Source organism: Exiguobacterium sp. s63 (genome assembly GCF_018617335.1).
Classification (GTDB): domain Bacteria; phylum Bacillota; class Bacilli; order Exiguobacteriales; family Exiguobacteriaceae; genus Exiguobacterium.
In genome coordinates this window covers 367,288-388,165 of record NZ_JACSKB010000001.1, presented here as the reverse complement: position 1 = coordinate 388,165, position 20,878 = coordinate 367,288, and the positions used below count along the sequence as shown (strand labels likewise).

Annotated in this window: 17 protein-coding genes, 2 tRNA genes and 1 pseudogene; 14 read left to right on the top strand and 6 right to left on the bottom strand. The window is 44.9% G+C overall.

Annotation, left to right across the window (positions count from 1 at the left end; translation table 11 throughout):
- Positions 1-11: 11 nt before the first annotated feature.
- The 5 genes from KNO90_RS02055 (at position 12) to KNO90_RS02035 (ending at position 5,664) form a co-directional block, all read left to right on the top strand.
- Positions 12-1,766 (top strand): sensor histidine kinase, encoded by a 1,755-nt coding sequence (locus KNO90_RS02055; RefSeq protein ID WP_251127354.1) that lies wholly within the window; start codon positions 12-14, stop codon positions 1,764-1,766.
- Positions 1,763-2,701: a sugar ABC transporter substrate-binding protein gene (locus tag KNO90_RS02050; protein WP_215112911.1), complete on the top strand. Its 939-nt coding sequence runs from the start codon at positions 1,763-1,765 to the stop codon at positions 2,699-2,701. The genes KNO90_RS02055 and KNO90_RS02050 overlap by 4 nt, the downstream gene beginning before the upstream one ends.
- A gap of 61 nt (positions 2,702-2,762) precedes the next feature.
- Complete coding sequence (locus tag KNO90_RS02045; RefSeq protein WP_214741198.1) at positions 2,763-4,106, top strand: DEAD/DEAH box helicase; 1,344 nt, start codon at positions 2,763-2,765, stop codon at positions 4,104-4,106.
- An 82-nt stretch (positions 4,107-4,188) separates the two neighbouring features.
- Positions 4,189-5,091 carry a deoxyribonuclease IV gene (locus KNO90_RS02040; RefSeq protein WP_214742389.1) on the top strand — a complete coding sequence of 301 codons (903 nt, stop codon included), beginning with the start codon at positions 4,189-4,191 and terminating at the stop codon, positions 5,089-5,091.
- Positions 5,092-5,094: 3 nt separating this feature from the next.
- Positions 5,095-5,664: a hypothetical protein gene (locus KNO90_RS02035; RefSeq protein WP_215112910.1), complete on the top strand. Its 570-nt coding sequence runs from the start codon at positions 5,095-5,097 to the stop codon at positions 5,662-5,664.
- A gap of 27 nt (positions 5,665-5,691) precedes the next feature.
- On the opposite strand, the gene KNO90_RS02030 is transcribed toward KNO90_RS02035, so the two are convergent.
- The 3 genes from KNO90_RS02030 to KNO90_RS02020 all read right to left on the bottom strand — a co-directional run bounded on the left by KNO90_RS02030 (position 5,692) and on the right by KNO90_RS02020 (position 9,653).
- Positions 5,692-5,862, bottom strand: a complete 171-nt coding sequence (locus tag KNO90_RS02030; RefSeq protein WP_074033351.1) for a DUF1427 family protein — start codon at positions 5,860-5,862, stop codon at positions 5,692-5,694.
- A gap of 93 nt (positions 5,863-5,955) precedes the next feature.
- The gene (locus KNO90_RS02025) at positions 5,956-8,121 is read right to left on the bottom strand and encodes an RNA degradosome polyphosphate kinase (RefSeq protein WP_215112909.1); all 2,166 of its coding nucleotides are present in this window, start codon (positions 8,119-8,121) and stop codon (positions 5,956-5,958) included.
- Between the two features lie 2 nt (positions 8,122-8,123).
- Complete coding sequence (locus KNO90_RS02020) at positions 8,124-9,653, bottom strand: Ppx/GppA family phosphatase (RefSeq protein ID WP_215112908.1); 1,530 nt, start codon at positions 9,651-9,653, stop codon at positions 8,124-8,126.
- 295 nt (positions 9,654-9,948) lie between these two features.
- On the opposite strand from KNO90_RS02020, the pseudogene KNO90_RS02015 reads away from it, so the two are divergent.
- From KNO90_RS02015 to KNO90_RS01995, 5 genes and pseudogenes are all read left to right on the top strand, one after another.
- Positions 9,949-10,881, top strand: a pseudogene (locus tag KNO90_RS02015) (RNA-guided endonuclease TnpB family protein); the annotation flags it as partial.
- 234 nt (positions 10,882-11,115) lie between these two features.
- Positions 11,116-11,877, top strand: coding sequence for a metal ABC transporter ATP-binding protein (locus KNO90_RS02010; protein WP_214777600.1), 762 nt, complete (start codon positions 11,116-11,118; stop codon positions 11,875-11,877).
- The gene (locus KNO90_RS02005) at positions 11,874-12,731 is read left to right on the top strand and encodes a metal ABC transporter permease (protein ID WP_214741186.1); all 858 of its coding nucleotides are present in this window, start codon (positions 11,874-11,876) and stop codon (positions 12,729-12,731) included. The genes KNO90_RS02010 and KNO90_RS02005 overlap by 4 nt, the downstream gene beginning before the upstream one ends.
- Positions 12,724-13,149, top strand: a complete 426-nt coding sequence (locus KNO90_RS02000) for a Fur family transcriptional regulator (protein WP_215112907.1) — start codon at positions 12,724-12,726, stop codon at positions 13,147-13,149. The genes KNO90_RS02005 and KNO90_RS02000 overlap by 8 nt, the downstream gene beginning before the upstream one ends.
- A 35-nt stretch (positions 13,150-13,184) precedes the next feature.
- The gene (locus KNO90_RS01995) at positions 13,185-14,573 is read left to right on the top strand and encodes an NAD(P)H-hydrate dehydratase (RefSeq protein WP_215112906.1); all 1,389 of its coding nucleotides are present in this window, start codon (positions 13,185-13,187) and stop codon (positions 14,571-14,573) included.
- Between the two features lie 33 nt (positions 14,574-14,606).
- Here KNO90_RS01995 and KNO90_RS01990 read toward each other — a convergent pair whose 3' ends face one another.
- Complete coding sequence (locus tag KNO90_RS01990; protein WP_215112905.1) at positions 14,607-15,191, bottom strand: hypothetical protein; 585 nt, start codon at positions 15,189-15,191, stop codon at positions 14,607-14,609.
- Positions 15,192-15,266: 75 nt separating this feature from the next.
- Positions 15,267-16,388, bottom strand: coding sequence for a flavodoxin-dependent (E)-4-hydroxy-3-methylbut-2-enyl-diphosphate synthase (gene ispG, locus KNO90_RS01985; protein ID WP_215112904.1), 1,122 nt, complete (start codon positions 16,386-16,388; stop codon positions 15,267-15,269).
- 213 nt (positions 16,389-16,601) lie between these two features.
- Here ispG and KNO90_RS01980 point away from each other — a divergent pair, with 213 nt between their 5' ends.
- Positions 16,602-18,302, top strand: coding sequence for a methyl-accepting chemotaxis protein (locus KNO90_RS01980; protein WP_353048458.1), 1,701 nt, complete (start codon positions 16,602-16,604; stop codon positions 18,300-18,302).
- A gap of 14 nt (positions 18,303-18,316) precedes the next feature.
- Here the strand turns inward: KNO90_RS01980 and KNO90_RS01975 are convergent, their stop codons facing one another.
- Positions 18,317-18,772 (bottom strand): hypothetical protein, encoded by a 456-nt coding sequence (locus tag KNO90_RS01975; RefSeq protein WP_215112903.1) that lies wholly within the window; start codon positions 18,770-18,772, stop codon positions 18,317-18,319.
- 180 nt (positions 18,773-18,952) lie between these two features.
- On the opposite strand from KNO90_RS01975, the gene KNO90_RS01970 reads away from it, so the two are divergent.
- From KNO90_RS01970 to KNO90_RS01960, 3 genes are all read left to right on the top strand, one after another.
- Positions 18,953-20,596 (top strand): Na/Pi cotransporter family protein, encoded by a 1,644-nt coding sequence (locus tag KNO90_RS01970; RefSeq protein WP_214741174.1) that lies wholly within the window; start codon positions 18,953-18,955, stop codon positions 20,594-20,596.
- 105 nt (positions 20,597-20,701) lie between these two features.
- Positions 20,702-20,775, top strand: a tRNA-Met gene (locus KNO90_RS01965).
- Positions 20,776-20,782: 7 nt separating this feature from the next.
- A tRNA-Ile gene (locus tag KNO90_RS01960) sits at positions 20,783-20,856 on the top strand.
- Positions 20,857-20,878: the final 22 nt, after the last annotated feature.

Here is a 20,878-nt window from a genome sequence, read left to right as displayed (position 1 = left end):
CCGTGAGTCACATGAAATCAATACGTGAACTGAAAAAATCATACTTTTTCCAAATCACATTTATTATCATCATCATTTTAGCACTCGTCATTTCGTCGCTTGCCTTTTCTGCTGACCGCGTCACGGTGTCTCGAGCAGAAGAGTTGGCAAAAGAGCAATTTGATTACGCAATCGACGACAGTATTGAAAATGTCGAATCTCGACTTGGAAAACTGTATGAAGATTTGGTTTATCTGGGTGCTTACGTCGGAAATGAGTCATTGATTGAAGAACGTATCAAAACAGGATATTTGAATCAGCGGACGAGCTTCACATCCATTTTCTATTATGATTTGAAACAAGATTCGTTCAAATGGTATTCGGAACGACAGGTTCCTTCCTATGCGATCAAGCGGGATTCAAAGTTTAAAGAAGTGTTAACCGCCAGTGGAAAAGAGTTATATATGAGTGACCCCGTGATGATCAGTGGAGATATGGGGACCTTTTTATACGTTCCCGTCATTGAAAACAATCAACCAATCGGGATATTTGGTGGGAGTGTCAGCGTCTTAAACTCCGACTTATATCGCAGATCATTAGAGTCAGCGAATGATGATATGATTCTTTATTTATTAGACGAACAAGGTGAAGTGTTGACGACTTCCTTTAACTTGGTCACGGATGCAGAACGCCGTGTGTCACGAGAAGTCATTGATAACGTGTTAGGTAGAAGTTCACGAACGATTTTGAGTACGGATGAAGACACGTTAATGTATGAACCCGATGCTCGAGTGAGCGGATGGAGCATGCTCGCTAAGCATCAGAACGACTCAGTGTATGAGACGGTATATGATACACGTTGGCAGTACCTGATGATTGCCCTCGTTACGTTTTTTTTAAGTATCCTAGTAGGATTGTTGTTGTCTCGTACGTTGACGAGTCCGCTTGTCGAGTTGGTCAACCAAATCAAAAAGCAACAATCACTCGGCACCATTTCGTTAGAACGAACGGGTTCAAAAGAAGTGGAAACGTTACTCGACACGTATAATGATTATGCTCAGCGAATGGAGACGTCACGACGTGAACAACTAAGTCAACAACAGCTGATTTTGCACCAAGAAAAGTTAGCCTCTCTCGGACAGTTGGCCGCGGGGATCGCTCATGAAATTCGTAACCCGCTTACACCCGTACACATCACGTTACAAATGGTACGAGCAGGGCAGAGTGATGAAGAGATGGTGAAGGTTGCCATCAAAGAGTTGGAGCGGGCAAACGATTTGATTACGACCATGTTGACGCTCGCTAAACCCGATCAGGCCGGAAAATATGAAACATGGATTGACATGATAGAGTTCACGAAGCGACTTGAATTTTTAATGGATGCGGAATGTTATAAACGTCCGACGAAATGGGAATTACTTGTACCGAACGACATGCCAGCATTTTATGCATCGTTTGATATGCTCGTTCAAATTATCTACAATCTGTTTAAAAATGCGGTCGATGCGGTCGAATCAAAAGGTGCAGAGGGGAGTGTAGTCGTCACCGTCCTCTTTACCGAACAGGAATATCGTTTCCTAATAGAAGATAATGGAATCGGGATGAGTGAGAATCAACTTGAAACGATCGGTTCTGCATTTAAAACGACAAAAGAGAAAGGCAATGGTCTTGGTATTTACATGATCCAAGAGTATTTGAAGAGTGTGAACGGTGCGATGGAAATTGATAGTGTGTTAGGTAAAGGCACCGCCATCTTAATCAAGATTCCAAGGAGACACCCGTCATGAAAGGACTCAAACATTATTGGCTCTGGTTGCCGATTGTTTGGGCGATGACGATTCTTCTCATCACATCGATTCAACTCCCGGAGCAAAAAGCTACCGAAAAAGAAGTGGGCTTTGTGTTCGTTAGTGATAAACACGAACATGCCAACAAACTATTAGATTCGTTCGTGCACACTGCCAACCAAAAGGGATTTATCCCGATTCCGACAACGAGTGAAGATTCTCGCGTCTTAGAGAAAGAGAAACTAGATTCATTGATTGACCGTGGGGTCGAGGCAATTTTTTTAACGACACTCGATGATACGTTCATCCAACCATCATTGGAACGTGCGAAAAGTAAAAACATTCCAATCATTGCGATTGATCGAATGATTGATCATCCGAGTGTCCTGACATCGGTCGTATCGGACAATGTGGATATCGGACGGATGGCAGCCGAACAGATTGCCGCAAATTATAAAAACCTAGATCGACCAATTCGTGTAGTAGAAGTGAGTGGGACCCCAAAAGTTCGTTCCACGATGGACCGTAGTTTAGGGATCCGAGAGTATGAGAAAGAACATGCAAAGGACTTTCAAATTATCGCGTCGATTACCGGGAATTATGATACGTTTCAAGCAGAGATTGAAATGTCACGTTGGTTAGAAGAGAAGATTCCATTTGATGCGGTGTTTTCGCATAATGATGATAATACGTTCGGCGTCGTTCGCGCTTTAGAAAGCCATGGTCTAACAGATAAAACGATTGTGTCGGTTGATGGGGTTTCAGACATTTATCCGCTCATTCAAAACGGGAAAGTGAATGCGACCGTCGTTCAGTCACCGAACGAGATGATGGAAGTCGGCTTCAAGGCGCTCGAACAGCATTTAAATGGAAAGAAAATTGCCAAACACTACTATTCATCGAGTTATTTATATGAAGGTGTGGCAAAAGATTGATTGACAAATGATTTGATTCCGCTATGCTAGGAAAAGTGGAAAGAAACAGGAGGTGTATCGATTGAACAGCTTCCAACAGTTCAAATTGCTACCGTTTATGATTGATGCGTTAACAGAAAAACGCATCACGAAACCGACCGATATACAAGCACGGATCATTCCGGCTGCTTTAAATGGTCGAGATATTATTGGAAAATCACAAACAGGAACGGGTAAAACACTCGCATTCTTGTTGCCGATCGTTGAAGCGATCAACCCAGAAGAAGAATCCGTCCAGGCAATCGTTGTCGCACCGACACGCGAACTTGCTTGGCAAATTCACGAAGAATTGAAATCAATTTTGATTAAGAACCCGGAGTATATTAAATCAAGTTTAATTGTCGGGGGAACAGACCGTGAACGTCAAATTGATAAGATGAAAAATCCGCCACAAATCATCATCGGGACGCCAGGACGAATTCTTGACTTGATGAAGGCACAAGCATTATTCCCTCACAAAGTGAGTCATTTCGTCGTCGATGAAGCCGACCAAATGCTCGATATGGGATTCTTGCCTGAAGTGGATCGCATCGCGCAAGCACTTCCGGAAAAACTGCAAACAATGGTCTTCTCAGCAACAATCCCTGAGAAGCTCGAACCGTTCTTGAAGAAATATCTTCATGATCCACGTTTTGCAGAAGCAAGCCCGGAGCATCGTGTCGCACCAAAAATCAAGCACCACGTCATCCCGGTACGTCACCGTGATCGCAAGGAATTGACTGTCGAAATAGCGAAAGCAATCAATCCGTTCGTTTGTCTCGTGTTCACAAACACGAAGCAAGAAGCGGATGAGTTAGAGGCATCGTTCCGTGAGGCCGGACTTAACGTCGGTACATTGCACGGAGATATGCAGGCACGTCGCCGCAAACAAGCGATTAAAGATATTAACGACGCGAAATACCAATACGTGATTGCCACTGACTTGGCGGCACGCGGAATTGATATCTCTGGTGTGTCACATGTCATCAACCACGGAATCCCGAAAGACCTTGATTTCTATACGCACCGAGTCGGCCGTACGGGCCGTGCAGGTGCGTCAGGTGAAGCGTATACGTTATACGAGGACCATGAAAATGGACCGATTAACCGTCTCGAAGAACGTGGGTTTGAATTTACACACGTCGATTTGCGCAACGGTTCGATTCAACCGATTAAAACACGTCGTCGTCGTCAAACAGACCGGAAGATGAAAGTCTCGCATACGGCACACAGTCGCATGGCCGGTGAAATCAAGAAGGCGAAGAAAAAAGTGAAGCCTGGCTATAAAAAGAAATTTAAGTACAAGTTAAAAGAAACGGCTTCACGTGAGCATATGCAGCAACAACGTTCCGATCGTCGAGCTGCACGTAAGAAAAACAAACGTTAATTTTTTGAGAGAATCGACTTCTTGGAGTCGGTTCTTCTTTTTGTGTAAACTAAAGAGAGAAGAAAATGAAGGGAAGATGATGATGTTAAAAATAGGTTCACACGTTTCGGTATCCGGAAAAAAGATGTTACTTGCAGGTAGTGAAGAGGCTGTTTCTTATGGTGCAAACACGATGATGGTATATACAGGAGCTCCTCAAAATACACGACGTAAACCAATCGAAGACTTAAATATCGAGGCAGCACTCAAACATATGGCGGCACATGACATCGAAGAGATTGTCGTCCATGCTCCATATATTATTAACCTTGGTAATACGACAAAACCCGAGACATTCGAATTGGCTGTGTCCTTTTTAACACAGGAATTAAAACGGGCTGAAGCACTTCAAGTCGCACGACACGTTGTCCTTCACCCAGGTGCCCATGTCGGTGCCGGGGAAGAAGTCGGTCTCGCTCGAATCATCGAAGGCCTCAATGAAGTGTTAACGGGAGACGAACAAGTGAAGATCGCACTCGAAACGATGGCTGGGAAAGGCAGTGAACTTGGGAAGACGTTTGAGGAACTGGCGACTATTATTGAAGGTGTGACGCACAACGATCGCTTGTCTGTTTGCTTTGATACGTGCCACGTCCATGATGCGGGATATGATTTGGTCGGTAATTTAGACGGCGTCATCGAAGAATTCGATCGCATCGTCGGGCTCGATCGTCTCGGTGTCATTCATGTGAACGATTCGAAGAACGTGCGCGGTGCTAAAAAAGACCGTCATGAAAACATCGGGTACGGAGAGATTGGATTTGATACGCTAAATCGTATTATTCATCATGAAGCATTCGCGCATCTGCCGAAAATTTTAGAGACGCCTTATATCCCGATTAGTGAAAAAACAAAAGTCGCCCCATACAAACAAGAGATTGAAATGTTCCGTGCGAATCAATTTGATCCTGAATGGCGTGAACGCTTCACGCTTGCTCATCAATAAGCGATGACTATTCTACAGGTCGATCCAAATCGATATGATGTATGGAACGCCTTTCCGACATATTTTCTTGAACAGAGTCCCGTTTATGTGAAAGGTTCGGTGACGACACCGACAGCATTCATCGAAGTGTTAGGGCATGGTATTGTGGCGGAGGCTGAAGTACTGCTAGAGGAAAGGATTGAACGACCCGACGATCCGTATTGGATCGGTCTGGAGAAAGAAGAGGTCGCGATGTATAGCCTCGTAGACTTAATTCAACTTCATTTTCATCATCCGCTATTACAGGTGGGGATGTATGGGGCAGATGAATCCTACGAGTCGATTCGGAAGAAATGGATGGATGGTTATCATGTACCGTCATCTAAATGGACGAAAGAGACATATGAGGCGCATTTGTTTCGTGAAAGGCTTATTGCGCCGAATGCGACATCAACAATGTGCACGGTATGCGGTATCGATTTATTTGAACGATATGGAAACGATGCATACAAACTGATGGAATATCACATAGAAGATGATCATGGAATTTTGGTATGTCCAACCTGTCATAAAGCCATTCATACGTTAGACTAAAAAAACGATGCCCGAGGCATCGTTTTTTTAGAATGGCCAGTTCGCCACCACGAATTGATAAACCTTCATCCCGAGGAAAACCCCGAAGATTCCGACGACACCTGGTAATACCGGTGGGGCCGGTAATGGTAATTTGAGTGCAGTGAAAATGGCACCGCAAATCAGACCTGCGAGTAATGATAATAGAATCTCTTGCATATAAAATTCCTCCGTCTCTATAAATGAAAGCGCTTTATCATGATATAACCGAATTTATTATACAATGAGACGTTTCATTTGAGAAGTCTAACATCAGTCATCTGTCATTTTCTCATTTTCTGCTCGCAATCGTAAAACTTCACGTTCTGCCCAATTCGAAGGTTCTCGTTCGAACACGCTCGGAATGTTATTCCAGCGACCACCTGTATATTGATGGATGACAATTTGAGACTGGATTTCTTCCGCGTTGTTCTCTCGCTTCACATAGACATAGTGACCGTCAGACCGTTGCTTTCTCGCTTTGACATTATCGACAAGCTGAAGTGCAAGCATATCTTTGATGTACGATTTGTGTGACGTGTTGAGGATGGGGAATAGAATTTCAATTCGTTTTTTCATGTTTCGAGTCATCCAGTCCGCCGAGGAGCAGTATAAGTCTTCTTTTCCATTTTGATAGAAGTAAAAGATTCGGGAGTGTTCGAGATATCGGTCGATAATCGAGATCACTTGAATGTTTTCAGAGACTCCTTTAATTCCAGGTCGGAGGCAACAGATACCACGAATAATCAAATCAATCTTCACGCCTGCGGATGAGGCATCGTACAATTTTGTGATGATGGAACGATCCGTAATTGAATTCATTTTTGCAACAATCCGACCATTCCCGTATTTTTCGTGTAACTTGATCTCTTCTTCAATTTTATTAAGGAAAAAGTCTTTCATATCGTCAGGAGACGTTTCGAACTGATGCCAAGATGGTCTTTCTCCGTACCCAGACAACCAGTTGAAAAAATTCGTAGCATCTTCCGCTAGTTCCTCATTGGTCGTAAGAAGCCCGATATCCGTGTACAGTTTTGCCGTAGAGTCGTTATAGTTGCCCGTCCCTAGGTGGACAAAACGCTGCAGTACCCCGCCTTCTAAAATACGGACGACGAGTGTGATTTTAGAATGTGTTTTCAGTTCTTTATAACCGTAAATGACGTGGGCTCCAGCTTTTTCAAGTTGTTTTGCCCATTGAATGTTTTTCTCCTCATCAAACCGTGCTTTCAGTTCGACGAGCACGGTCACTTGCTTCCCACTCTCGGCTGCATCGGTCAACGCTTTGATGATGGGAGAGTCTCCAGACACACGATAGAGTGTCTGTTTAATCGCTAGTACGTTCGGATCTTTTGCCGCTTGAGCAATGAATCGGACAATTGGATCAAACGAGTGATACGGATGATGAAGAAGATAATCCTGTTTCGCAATACTTTGGAATAAATCTTTTCCTGACTCGAGACCTTCTGGGATAAATGGAATGAGCGTTTCATTGATCATTTCATCATATTCCATCCCGATTTGACTATAGACACCAAACAGGAATGTCAAATCGATCGGGCCATCGACGATGAAGATATCTCGGTCATGCAAATCAAGCACGTCTTGGAGCATAAACAACAGTTCTTTCCGTAACGAACGTTGCTGAACTTCAAGTCGGATCGCAACACCATAGCGTCGTTTTTTTAACTCTTTTTCAATTTGTTTCAATACGTCACGACTGCCTTCCTCATGAAACGGCATGTCAGCATTGCGCGTGATTCGAAAAGGCATTGTCGATTCGACCACGAACCCTTTGAATAGGGAGTCGATAAATTGAATAATCAAATCTTCAAGCAGAATTAAATCCGTATGCTCTTCTTCGTCCGTCGGAAGTTCTAAATAACGAGGAAGTACGGATGGTACTTGAACGAGGGCAAGTCGCTTTTTCCCTTCATCGTTTGAAGCAATTTCAACGGCGATATTTAATGATTTAGATAAGAGCATCGGAAATGGACGATAGGCATCGACCGCAATGGGAGTTAAAACAGGAAAAACATGCGTCCGAAAATATTCTTTCACGAATTCCATTTGTTGCTTGTTCAAATGCTTTGTCCGCAAAAAGCGGACATTTTGGTTTGAAAGGTGTTTCGTGATTTTTTTGTAAGTCGCGTATTGTGTCTCGACGAGTTCTTGGGCACGCATCGTAATGGCTTTGATTTGTTGTTTTGGCGTCAGTCCCGTCTTGTCCTCTGGTCGGTTGAATCCGGCGAGCACCTCGTCCTTTAATCCACCGACACGTACCATATAAAACTCATCGAGGTTCGAACTAAAGATGGCCAGAAATTTTAAGCGTTCCATGAGGGGGTTTCGTTCGTCCATCGCTTCTTCAAGAACGCGTGCATTGAAGTCGAGCCAGCTAAGTTCACGATTGTTGAAATGATCATACGTATAATCGGACATGTTTATTCCTCCTCGCTCAAGACAATCTCAATCGATTGATCAATCGCGCGCTCTAAATGTTTTTTATGCCGGGTACTTCGTTGCAACTCGAAGCGGGCAGACCCATTCGTATCAAGTGTGATTGTGATCCCATCCTTTGAACTTGATACGTGGAGATCGGTTATGATTTGTCGTTCTGTCAAATCGAAGGCATCGACGAGCTTGACGATTGAACCGAGTAATTCGAGACTCTTTAACAGCTTTTGATCAAACCACTTTGGAAAGGCCTCGATGTGTTGTTCTAATACTCGTTTCGATTTAAAGGATGTGACAAGGGCAAGTGCGAGCCGATCTTCATTGTTCAACCCTTTAAAATCATTCGTGGTGATCAGGTGAAACGTATGATCACTCTTATTGTTATGGTCGATATATTCCCCGACATATGCAAGACGACAGGAACCTTCAAGGAGACCTGGTTCAAACGGTTTTGGTTTAATCGCTTTTTCTTCAATCAATCCTGTGTACAGTTGACGTGCCAAATGAATCAAATGGTGATGACGCGTAGGGTTCACATCATATTGTTTTTCAAAGTGACGAAAACTCTCCTCTTTCACATCGGCAAAACGGACCTTGTCGTGCTCCTCTAAATAATTCTCATAAAAGAGACCCTCCCGCAGTCCGTTATTGCTCATCGTGAACTCGGGTACTTTTAAATAGTTTGCGAGTTCGCCGATTGCTGTGACGGCAGGGGCGATAATATCGACACGGTCCTTTGAGAGACCATCCAACCGTCCGAGTTGTTTACTCGACATGCCGACGAGTTCGTCTACGACTTCTTCGAGTTGATCAGCAGAAATCGTGTATTGATGAATTCCTTCAAGTGGGAAGTTTGATAGGGTCTGCTCGACACGTACTAAGTTACGAGCCGTTCCGCCGACACCGACAAGAGGGACACCATGTGGTTCTAGCCATTCAATTTCTTTAAATGCTTTCTTTAAGTAGGAAGTGAGCGCCTTTCGTTCATCTTTCGTCATTGTCTCATCTTTCATAAATTCCTTCGTCAACGTCACGGCACCAAATGGAAAGCTGTGATAAAAGACGAGTTCTCGGTTTTGGAAATAGGTGACCTCCATCGACCCCCCGCCAATATCAACGGAGTAGCCGTCCTCCACGTAGGTAGAGTTGACGATGGCGGAGTAGCCATAAAAGGCTTCTTCATAATCACTCAGTAAGCGAATCGTCATTCCAGTTGCTTGTTTCACGCTTTGAAGAATGTCGTCCGAGTTATTCGCGTTTCGAATGGCAGCCGTCGCAACCGGGATGACCTCGGTTACCACATGATATTCGTTCAGTTCTTTAAAATGACGTAGTGTATGGATCAGTGAGTCGATCCCCTCGTCTGTCATTTCATTCGAATCATCAATATGACTCGATAACCGGGCAACCTCCTTCACGTTCAAGCGCTCAAAGTATTGTCCTTCATCATTCACTTCAAAAATGACATTTCGAATTGAGTTGGAGCCAATATCAATGACTGCAAGCTTCTTTTCCATAAAACCATCCCCTTCATAGTTCTAGTTTAATCGACTAGGTTTTGAACGAACATACGATTTACGTGAATTTTAACAAAAGTAGGCGAAAATTCTCCCTTCTCTAAGCGTCTCGGGGCGAAGCCCGGCGTAGGTGGGAGATGAATCGCCCGGTCCGAAAGTCTTATCTCCCTATAACAGATGTGACGAACAAAAGTTCGTGATTCCGTCAGATTCTCCCTCCCCCTCCGCGGGTATCGGATGAGGAAGACATATCGCCATCCGCGAGGAGGCGAAAGCGGGGACCGGACCGAGACGGAAACCGGCGACACCCGCCTCCTACAAGCCCCTGTTCCCGTTCCTCGCCGAGGCGGACAGCCTCGCGCTCGCGAACGCGAAGCTGAACCTCGACACCGCGTTCGCGAAGTTCTTCGCCGGGACGGACGGCTTCCCGGTCTTCAAGTCGAGACGACGGTCGCGCGCCTCCTACACGACGAACAACCAGCATGGCACGATCCGCATCGAGGCGGGCAAGGTCCGTCTGCCGAAGGTCGGGTTCGTGCGGTTCACCCAACATCGCCCGTTCGAGGGAATCATCCGGTCAGCGACGGTCTCGATGACGAGGACGGGCAAGTTCTTCATCTCCATCCTCGTCAAACAGGAGGATGAACCATGGATCCCAGCCGAGAACAAGGTCGGGATCGATCTCGGTCTGGACCATTTCGCCGTCATGACGAACGACACGATGGTCTCGGAGAAGATTGACAACCCTCGCTTTCTCCGACAATCCGAAGCGAAGGTCAAGAAGGCGCAGCGCGCTTTGTCACGTAAGAAGATCGGGAGCAAGAACCGTGAGAAGGCTAGGCTGATCCTCGCCAAGAAACACGAGAAAATCGCAAACCAACGCAAGGACTTCCTTCACAAACTGTCAAGACGGATCGTTGACGAGAACCAAGTCATCGTCGTGGAGACATTGACATCGAAGGACATGATGAAGGATCACAAGGTGGCGAAGTCCATCGGAGATGTCAGTTGGTACGAGTTCGTCCGGCAACTCGAGTACAAATCAAACTTCTACGGACGGACGCTCATCAAGTCGGATCAATGGTTCGCATCCACTCAAATCTGTTCCACTTGCGGCGTAAAAGGCGAGAGGAAGGCGATGGATGTCCGTGAATGGACGTGTGCCTGTGGCGCGCATCATGACCGTGACATCAACGCGAGCATCAACCTGTTGAGGTTGGCCGACTGACAACCATTCAGGGCAGGGACTGCCCGACGAGCTTGGTCCATAACCGTGGCTGGTGAGAGCACGGTCTTCCCAAGAAGCTACCACTTCAATTTGCGAAGCAAATAAGTGGTGAGTAGTTCACACGATTGAATGATCTAAATCAGTCTTGCTTGAAGGTGAGTCTAATATTCTGTATAATACAAACGCCTAGGAAGTAGAAATGATTACGATTTAACAAATGAGAGAAGGGATTAGATGACTACATCCGTCGTCAAATTAAGTGACGTGTCTTATTTCTATGACGGGACACCCGCATTACAACATGTATCCATCGATATTCGACAAGGGGACTTTGTCGCGATCGTGGGGGAAAATGGGTCTGGGAAATCGACGTTGATTCGAACCATCCTCGGTTTACTCAATCCTCAGCAAGGATCAGTCGAACTGTTCGGCAAACCCATTTCGCAATTTAAAGATAAGTCTCGTATCAGTTACGTTTCCCAAAAAGCGGCTTCATTTAACTCGGGATTCCCCGTCACCGTTGAAGAAGTGGTGGCCATGGGGCGTTACGGACGCCTCGGTTTGTTCAAGCGTCTGAAAGTAGAAGATCAAGCTGCGATTCAAAATGCACTTGAAACCGTAAATATGTGGCAATTTCGACACCGGAAAATTGGAGATCTATCAGGGGGACAGCAACAGCGCGTCTTTATTGCACGAGCGATGGTCAACCAACCTGATTTGTTGATTCTCGATGAGCCGACAGTCGGTGTCGATCAAAAGCATTTACAAGATTTTTATGAAGTGTTGCATATGTTGAGAGAGCATACGACATGTACATTTGTCCTCGTCACGCACGATTTAAACGTAGTGACCGACCTTGTCACAAAAGTCATTCATCTCGACCGTGGACGCTTGGCCTGTAATTGTGGACTAAGAGAATATAGTGAACTTGGAGAGCTCGCATCGTCCATCAAACCTTATCCGGTCAAAGTGCTCGTTCATGAGGGTACGACATGATTAGCGATCTCTGGACATACAGCTTTTTACGTTATGCGTTCATCGCAGCACTTGTCATCGGGTTCACAGCCCCGTTAATCGGTTCATTCATCGTGGTGAGACGAATGAGCTTGATCGCCGATGCACTATCACATATGACGCTTGCCGGAATTTCGTTCAGCTTATTTCTCGGACAATATATTGCTCTCTTCGCTGATCTCAACCCTCTTTATATGGGAACGCTCATCTCCGTATTGGCGGCACTCGGACTCAATTGGTTACGTGGTAAATATGTACACTTTCAAGAGTTATCGATTCCAATTATGATGTCTGCGGGTATGGGACTTAGTGCCATTTTCATCTCGCTTTCTAGAGGGTTTTCCGTCGACTTGTCGACACTCCTGTTCGGATCGATTTCTGCCGTCAGTCAATCAGATATCACACTGATCGTGAGTGTGGCGATTTTGACAGTCCTCATTATTTTTATTTTTTATAAGCAGTTACTATTTTTATCGTTTGATGAAGAACAGGCAAAAGTATCAGGGCTACCTAGCACGATCCTTCATTTGATGTTCATGTTTGTTGTCGCACTTGTCATCGCGGTCAGCATGCGCATTGTCGGGACACTCCTCGTGTCTAGCTTAATTACGCTACCGGTAGCGGCAGCGTTACGTTTCACTTCGAGCTTTAAACAAACCATTCTTTGGTCCATCATCTTTGGTGAAGTGGCGACCATCGGAGGACTCGTTCTCGCCTATGACCTTGATGTTGCGCCAGGTGGGGTGATTGTATTGATTGCAGTCGGTATTCTTGCCGCGGTTATGGCTCTTGAGAAAGTGATGAGTCTGAAGAAAAAGGAGGTACAACATGAATGAAGCCGAACAATTAAACCGTCTTCGTGCGTCTTCCTTAAAAGTAACACCGAAACGGATTGAAATGTATGCCTATCTCTCGGAAGAAGACCGCTACATTAGTGCGAAAGAAGTATTAGAATATATGCGAGATAAGCATCCGACAATGAGTTTTGATACGGTATATCGAAACTTAAAATCATTTGCCGAAGAAGGGCTTTTAGAAGCGACAGAACTCGATGGTGAAAAGTCGTTCCGAGTCACATGTAGCGCAACACATCATCATCACCATTTGATTTGTCGTAATTGTGGGAAGACGAAACTACTCGATCTATGTCCGATGCGCTTCGTTGAGGCGTTAGATCCGGATTTCGAAGTGGTTGATCATAAATTCGAGATATATGGGTATTGTAAACAATGTAAGCAAAAGGGATTGAATTGATTCAATCCTTTTTTTGTATCGAAAGGGGAGGTCAGATGATTTATACTGCTGCTGAAATCAAACAAATCGATGAACAAGTGATTCAACAAGGAATGCCTGAGGCGGTGTTGATGGAACGAGCGGCATCGGCAATTGTTCCTAAACTGCACATTCGAGAGAACGCAAAGATTTTAGTCATTTGTGGGAAGGGGAACAATGGGGGAGACGGTTGGGTCGTGGCAAGAGAACTCGCCATAAAAGGTCATACGGTGAGCGTTTGGTCTCCTCTAGGTGAATTGAAAACGGATGCGGCTCAGACGCATGCGACCTATGCTTCACAATTCGTTCAAATCGTTGAACAACCGATTCAATCTGACTTCATTATCGATGCCTTGTTTGGGGTTGGATTGAGCGTTCCTGTGACGGGGCAGGCGCGAGAGGTCATTGAGTGGGTCAATCAACAAGCAGTCCCTGTATTATCGATTGATGTCCCTTCAGGTATACCGAGTGATCATGCTCGAGGTTTTGACGGTATGGCCATCCGTGCGACACATACATATTGTTTGCACGGCTTCAAACGTTCTGCCTTTTTAAATCGAACAGCCCCATATTATGGTGAAGTGGAACGAATCGATATCGGGATTCCGCATACATCCGATTGGAACGTCTTATCCGAATCGGATTTTGATCGATCTCTTCTTGAGCGAGACCGATACAGCCATAAGACAGATTATGGGCACGGTTTACTCATCGGAGGGAGTCGACATTTGCTTGGTGCCCCATTTTTAGGGGGGCGAGCGGCGATCCGTTCCGGCATCGGTTTATTGAATTTATCCATCCCAAGAGAAGCGAATCCTCTTATATCGACATTACCCGAAGCGATGTACAATCAACACACTGACGCTTTAGACCGTTCATATGATGCGATTGCTATCGGTCCAGGCATGGTAGAAGGGGAAGGAATCGACCACGTGTGGCAGCAAGTGAGCCGTCAGACGTGTCCGATCATTGTAGATGCTGGGGCTCTTGCGGCGAAACGGTTGGAGTCCCGTGGCCCACTCATTCTCACTCCTCATCCAGGCGAATTTTCCAGACTGACTGGTCAATCGGTCGAGGATATCGAAGCGGATCGATTCTCCGTCGCTAGTGAGTTCGCGAAACAGCATCGAGTCCATTTGATTTTAAAGGGCACCTATACGTTGATTGTTTCACCTGACGGGACGGGTGCCGTTAATACTGTCGAAGCGTCCGCGTTAGCAAAAGGTGGGAGTGGGGACGTATTGACAGGAATCTTACTTGCGTTATGGGCTAGAAAAGAAAAGTCTTCGTCACCGAGTGAACAGGCGGTGCTATGGCATGCGCTCGCTGCCAAATCGATTAGCCGGACGATACACCCTGCAAGTGTACTTGCAAGCGATGTGATCGAAGAACTCGGACGAATGTAAATAGGCAATCCCGATTCAAATCGGGATTGCCTATTAGCGTTGTTGTAGAATGATTTGTTTTTCCATTTGTGCGACGTGATGATGTGCCTCGCTCCATGTCGATATGCGTGTTACACCCTTTGGTAACGTCTTGCGATTATAGGGGGCATCAAATAAGAGTACCGGAATGGATGTTTCTTCATGGATTGAAATCGCATTCTCATATCGATCTTCCATAAACAGTTCGAGTGACAAGTCCTTGACGACATTGATTTTATCGTGAGAACCCGTCATAACCAACGAATCGAGCGGTAGCCGATGGGTTATAATCCATTCCTCTGTGACGGGACGAACGGCCTCACTGCGGGCGGTAACGTAATGTAGATGATGTTGTTGTGTTAATTCCCACAACACATCCTGTACGTCGGAATGGGGCAGGGAGCGGCGGTATATAGCCTCTTCATGTCCTTCCTCAATCATAAACTTCCAAAAATCATGTTGGTTCATCGTCGTGTACGTATGCAACTCGTACTCAGTCGCACGAGGGTAATCAATTGAATAACCGAGTGATTCATTCATATATAGAAAACAACTTTTGGGGTCTGTAACGGTTCCGTCCAAATCAATGCCGATTCGCATCTCATCACTCCTCCTCACATGCCCTCTATTCTATCAAAAACCCGTACGGTTGCAACCGTACGGGAATGAGGATCATTAATTTGATTGATTCGCGAGTTCTTGTTCTTCGCGCTCACGTTCCGCCATTTTTTCAGCGGCAATCGCATCGATTTCTTTTTTCAATTCTTCGACCATCGTCGCCTCAGGCACTTTGCGGATAATCTTTCCGTGACGGAAGAGAAGTCCTTCATTACGTGCTCCGGCGATTCCGATGTCTGCTTCACGAGCCTCACCCGGACCGTTTACCGCACATCCGAGAACAGCGACTTTAATGTTGACGTTGATGTTTTGGATGTATTCTTCTACCTCTTTTGCAATCGAAATCAAATCGATTTCAATTCGTCCGCATGTCGGACAAGAGATCAAAGTCGCGGCATTTGCTGCAAGTCCGAATGACTTGAGCACTTCTTTCGCAACCTTTACTTCTTCAACCGGATCATCTGAAAGTGAAACTCGAACCGTCGATCCGATTCCAAGAGAGAGGATCGCACCGAGTCCGGCAGCCGATTTAAGTGAACCAGAGAAGAGCGGACCTGATTCTGTGATACCCACATGAAGTGGATAGTCGAACGTCTTCGCTGCGAGTGTATATGCTTCAAGAGCAAGGTTTACGTCTGAAGCTTTGAGCGAGATGATCGTGTTGTAGAAGCCGAGGTCCTCGAGAATCTTCACGTGGTGCATCGCACTCTCGACCATACCTTGAGCGGTTGGATATCCATACTTTTCAAGGAATTGTTTTTCTAATGAACCGGCGTTGACACCGATGCGAATTGGAATCCCTTTTGCCTTTGCCGCGTTTACGACGGCCTCTACTTTTTCACGGCGACCGATGTTACCCGGGTTAATCCGGATTTTATCGACGCCACTTTCGATAGCTTTTAAAGCAAGCTTGTAGTCGAAGTGAATGTCGACGACGAGCGGGATATTAATGCGGCTCTTGATTTCTGCAAGTGCGTCAGCAGCACGTTCGTCTGGACAAGCGACACGAACGATTTGACAACCCGCTTCTTCAAGACGTTTGATTTCAGCGACCGTCGCTTCGACGTCGTGCGTTTTTGTTGTTGTCATTGACTGAATAATGACTTCATTCGATCCTCCGATAATCAAGTTACCGACACGAATCGGACGGGTTAATGAACGATGCAAAATTTCTGACATATACGTAATCTCCTTCTTTTGGACAAAATCCAATCGATTTAAGATGATAAGGTTTCTTCATTATCATAACGAAAAGAATGTGAAAAAGCATCTAGGATGCGTGACGGATGTGTGCTCTTTACAAACTCTAACGCTATCTTAACATCTACTTCATAATTTTCCACCGTCTGAAGACCGATATATAGACGAGAATAGAAAAAGAGGTGGCGTGTCGTGAAGTGGAGTGTCAAACGAAATTTGTTTCAAGTATTTTATAGAAAAGAAAAAACAAACAAAAAGATGAAAATGGCGCATCGTTTGCAGTGGACATTGATGCCGATTGTTCTTCTTGTATTTGTGATTACGTTTGGCTGGTTCGCAATCAAGTCTGAACAATTGTTGACTTCAGAAATTGAGCAACGCCTCATTCGTGAAGTCACGGTCATGAGAGAATCAATCAAGACCTCGTATAGTGCGTATGTGGCGAGCGAAAAGCAGCTAAACCGATCTTTAAAGTCAACATATATGCAACAAGCTTCAATTTTATCGGGGGATGACATTGAAGCAGCACAATTTTTGGTGAACGGTGAATCCATTGACCAACTCTCCGGTAAACAAGGAATGAAATCTGACGAATTGTTAAATGGGATAACTGAACCTTCAAGACCGGAAGTTCAGGATTCAGACCGCTTTTTCATTGCATCGGTTCCTATTCCTGAATTGAAGGCAGATTATGTACTCGTCGTCACTAAGGAGTCTGTTCTGGGTCCAATGAATGAATTGAGAAAGTATATTTTTTATATCGTGTTAATTGCAATGCTCGGAATGACCATCCTGTTTACACGGTTGATTCACAACGAAGTAAAACCATTAAGTCGATTGGCCAATTCGTTGCGTCATGCCATTGAATCACGTCGATTTGATGAAGTGACGCTCGGAGCGAAATCTTACGAAATGCACATGTTAGAAACCGAGTTCAATACTTTTATTGATTTATGGAATCAATCGATGGAGATGATGGGAAAAACCGCGAGTGCCTTTCATATGAGTCTTCCCGTCTTTAAACAGGAGCTTTTGAACAGTCATAACCAAGTTGAGCAGTTTCGAGAAGTCGCCGCCACGGTAGAGCATACAAGTCATTCTTATCAAACCGTAACGAGCGGTTCGACGTTGAAAATGAAAGAAGTCACGCGACAAATCGAAATGCTAGAACGGCAAATGACGAGTGTAGATGCACGTGGAAATCAATTGAAAACCATTTTACAAGATGAACTCGAAACATTCTCGTCTGTCAAAGAGGTAAGTGATTATGTCGAACGTCAAGTCGCGTCGATTCAACATAAATTGATGGATAGTGAAAAAAATTCATCCAAAGCAGATGAGGCACTGCGAAGTATCCTATCGGTATCTGGCGCAACAAAGATGCTATCATTGAATGCATCGATTGAAGCAGCACGAGCAGGTGAGCATGGGAAAGGATTTGCGGTCGTTGCCAGTGAGGTCGGGAATTTGGCGAAGATGACAAACGAAGCCACCTTACTAGCAGTCAACGCGATTGAAACGCTAAACGCAGAACGGACTGATTTACTTTCTGAAGTCAATGATTTTATTGAAGAAGTGCATCTGTTAAAAGATACTGTAAGACGTGTCGAGTTAGGGATCGAAACAATCGATCGTGAGATAAAAGTTCAGCTAGATGAATTTCAGGCGATTTCGGTCCATACGACAAGTACTGGGCAACAACTTTTTCATTTAATGGAATCGAATGAGCAACTACGAGAGATTAGTTCGTTGCTTGAGCGGAAATTGATGGAATTGAACGAAGGTGTCGATCGTTGGTCAGATGTTCAACATGCCCTTCAAGAAGCGGGCACGAATCTAGGAGACCAAAGTGAGGCATTGAACCATACGCTAAAAGAATTGTCACCAACATAAACAAAACGTCGGGCTCAAGAGGCCCGACGTTGTTTTGGTTGTGGCACTTTTGTAAGGGGATAGCTAATGTAGGCGAGACCGATCATTAAGCCGAGAGCTAAAAAATCAGGGTTCACATGATTGAGAATGACCAATATCAATGTCGGAACGAAGGTCATCGACACGGCATATGGCCAAGCTTGACGATACGCCCACTTACTTTTCGAATAGATCTTTGTAAACAGTTGTACATAGAGTGCCATGATTGCGACCCATATCAAATAGAAAAAGAAGACGGCGAAGCCGTGTAGGAATAGCCACATGGGAATAAAGAAATCCGGTCGAATCACAAGAAAGTCTAGCATTGTAATGAGGAGCGTTAAGATAAATGTGGCTCCCATATATGCATGGAGCGGGGCTAGACGAAGACGCAATACGCCCTTAGATGGGATTAGACTAGTTCGAAGAAACGTCAAAATAGTGGACAACATACTGAAAACTCCAATCTGTTATATTACAGAAACTGATAAAAACCTTAAAATGGTACAGTGTATTAATAAAACTTTTACATAAAACGTGTTTACATGAAGATACCGATGAAGGCATAATGAGTAGGGCATTAAAAACCAAGCAAATCCAACCAATTCTTAATTAAAAGGAGTACAAAAATCGTGGAATACAATTTGCAAGAAATGTTATTCATGTTTTTTGGAGGTCTAGGGATCTTCCTCTTCGGGATCAAATCGATGGGAGACGGACTCCAAAAGTCTGCAGGGAATCGCCTGCGAGACATCCTAGATAAGTATACAACGAATCCATTCCTTGGTGTACTCGCCGGGATTATCGTTACTGTATTGATTCAATCATCTTCAGGTACAACCGTTATTACGGTAGGTCTTGTTAGCGCCGGCTTCATGACACTTCGTCAAGCAATCGGGGTTATTATGGGGGCTAACATCGGTACGACGGTCACAGCATTCATCATCGGATTTGATGTCGGTGAATATTCACTTCCAATGATTGCAATCGGTGCAGTTCTTCTCTTCTTCTTTAAGAAAGAACGTTACCAGCACCTCGGACAAATCATCTTCGGACTTGGTGCATTGTTCTATGGTCTTGAATTGATGGGAGACGGGATGCGCCCACTTCGCTCAAGTGAGTATTTCATCGACTTGACGCAATCAATGAGTGACAACCCATTCCTCGGTGTCATCGTCGGTACTGTCTTTACAGTCATCGTTCAGTCATCTTCTGCCACAATCGGGATTTTGCAAGAACTTTATGCAGGTGGCTCAATCGATTTGAGTGCCGCACTTCCTGTATTGTTTGGTGATAACATCGGGACAACGATTACCGCGATCTTGGCATCAATTGGTGCATCAGTTGCCGCACGCCGTGCCGCAGCAGCACACGTAATCTTTAACTTAATCGGGACAACAATCTTCATGATCCTGTTGATTCCATTCACGAACTATATTTACTGGATTACAGATTTCTTAGCAATTGAAGATAAAATGCAAATCGCATTCGCTCACGGAACGTTCAACGTCGTCAACACATTGATTCAATTCTGGTTCATCGGATCAATTGCATGGCTCGTGACGAAATTGGTTCCAGGTGAAGACTCAATCGTCGACACGAAAGCACAACACTTAGATCCAATCTTCATTCAACAATCACCATCTATCGCTGTAGAACAAGCGAAATACGAAGTGATCCGCATGGGAGACTTCGCAAAACTTGGTCTTGATGAAGCACGTAACTATTTGACGTCTGGCGACAAGAAACATGCTGAAAAATCAGCACACATCGAAGAAGCCTTAAATTCGTTAAATGCGAAGATCACAGACTATCTCGTAAAATTGGCTGCAGTTGATTTGACAGAACAAGAGTCGCAAGAGCATAAGACACTCATGCATGCAATCAACGACATCGAACGAATCGGTGATCACGTAGAAAACATCATCGAGTTGATCGATTATAAGACAGCTACAAAAGTAACACTTTCTTCAGAAGCACAAAAAGAATTGACTGAAATGTACGACCTTACACGTGCGACGTTAGAGAAGTCACTTCAAACGTTAGCAAGCGGCGATATGGTCGAAGCACGTAAAGTCATTGAAATGGAAGCGAAACTCGACATGCTCGAGCGTCAGTTCCGTAAAAACCACGTCGTTCGTTTGAACACGGGTGCATGTGATGGACAAGCAGGTATGTTCTTCGTTGATATGCTCTCGAACTTGGAGCGAATCGGTGACCATGCGATGAACATTACAGAAATCACGCTTGAAGATGCAAACGAAGTAACCGTATAACATGTAAGCACTCCAATTAAAATTGGGGTGCTTTTTCTTATTTGGCAAGGAATACTCCTTGACACTCTACATCATATTCAGTATATTATTACTGTATAACAACATGGCGGTGTAGCTCAGCTGGCTAGAGCGTACGGTTCATACCCGTGAGGTCGTGGGTTCGACTCCCTCCGCCGCTATTTATAAGGACCCTTAGCTCAGCTGGTTAGAGCAGACGGCTCATAACCGTCCGGTCGTAGGTTCAAGTCCTACAGGGTCCATTCGTCGGCGACATCACTTTGT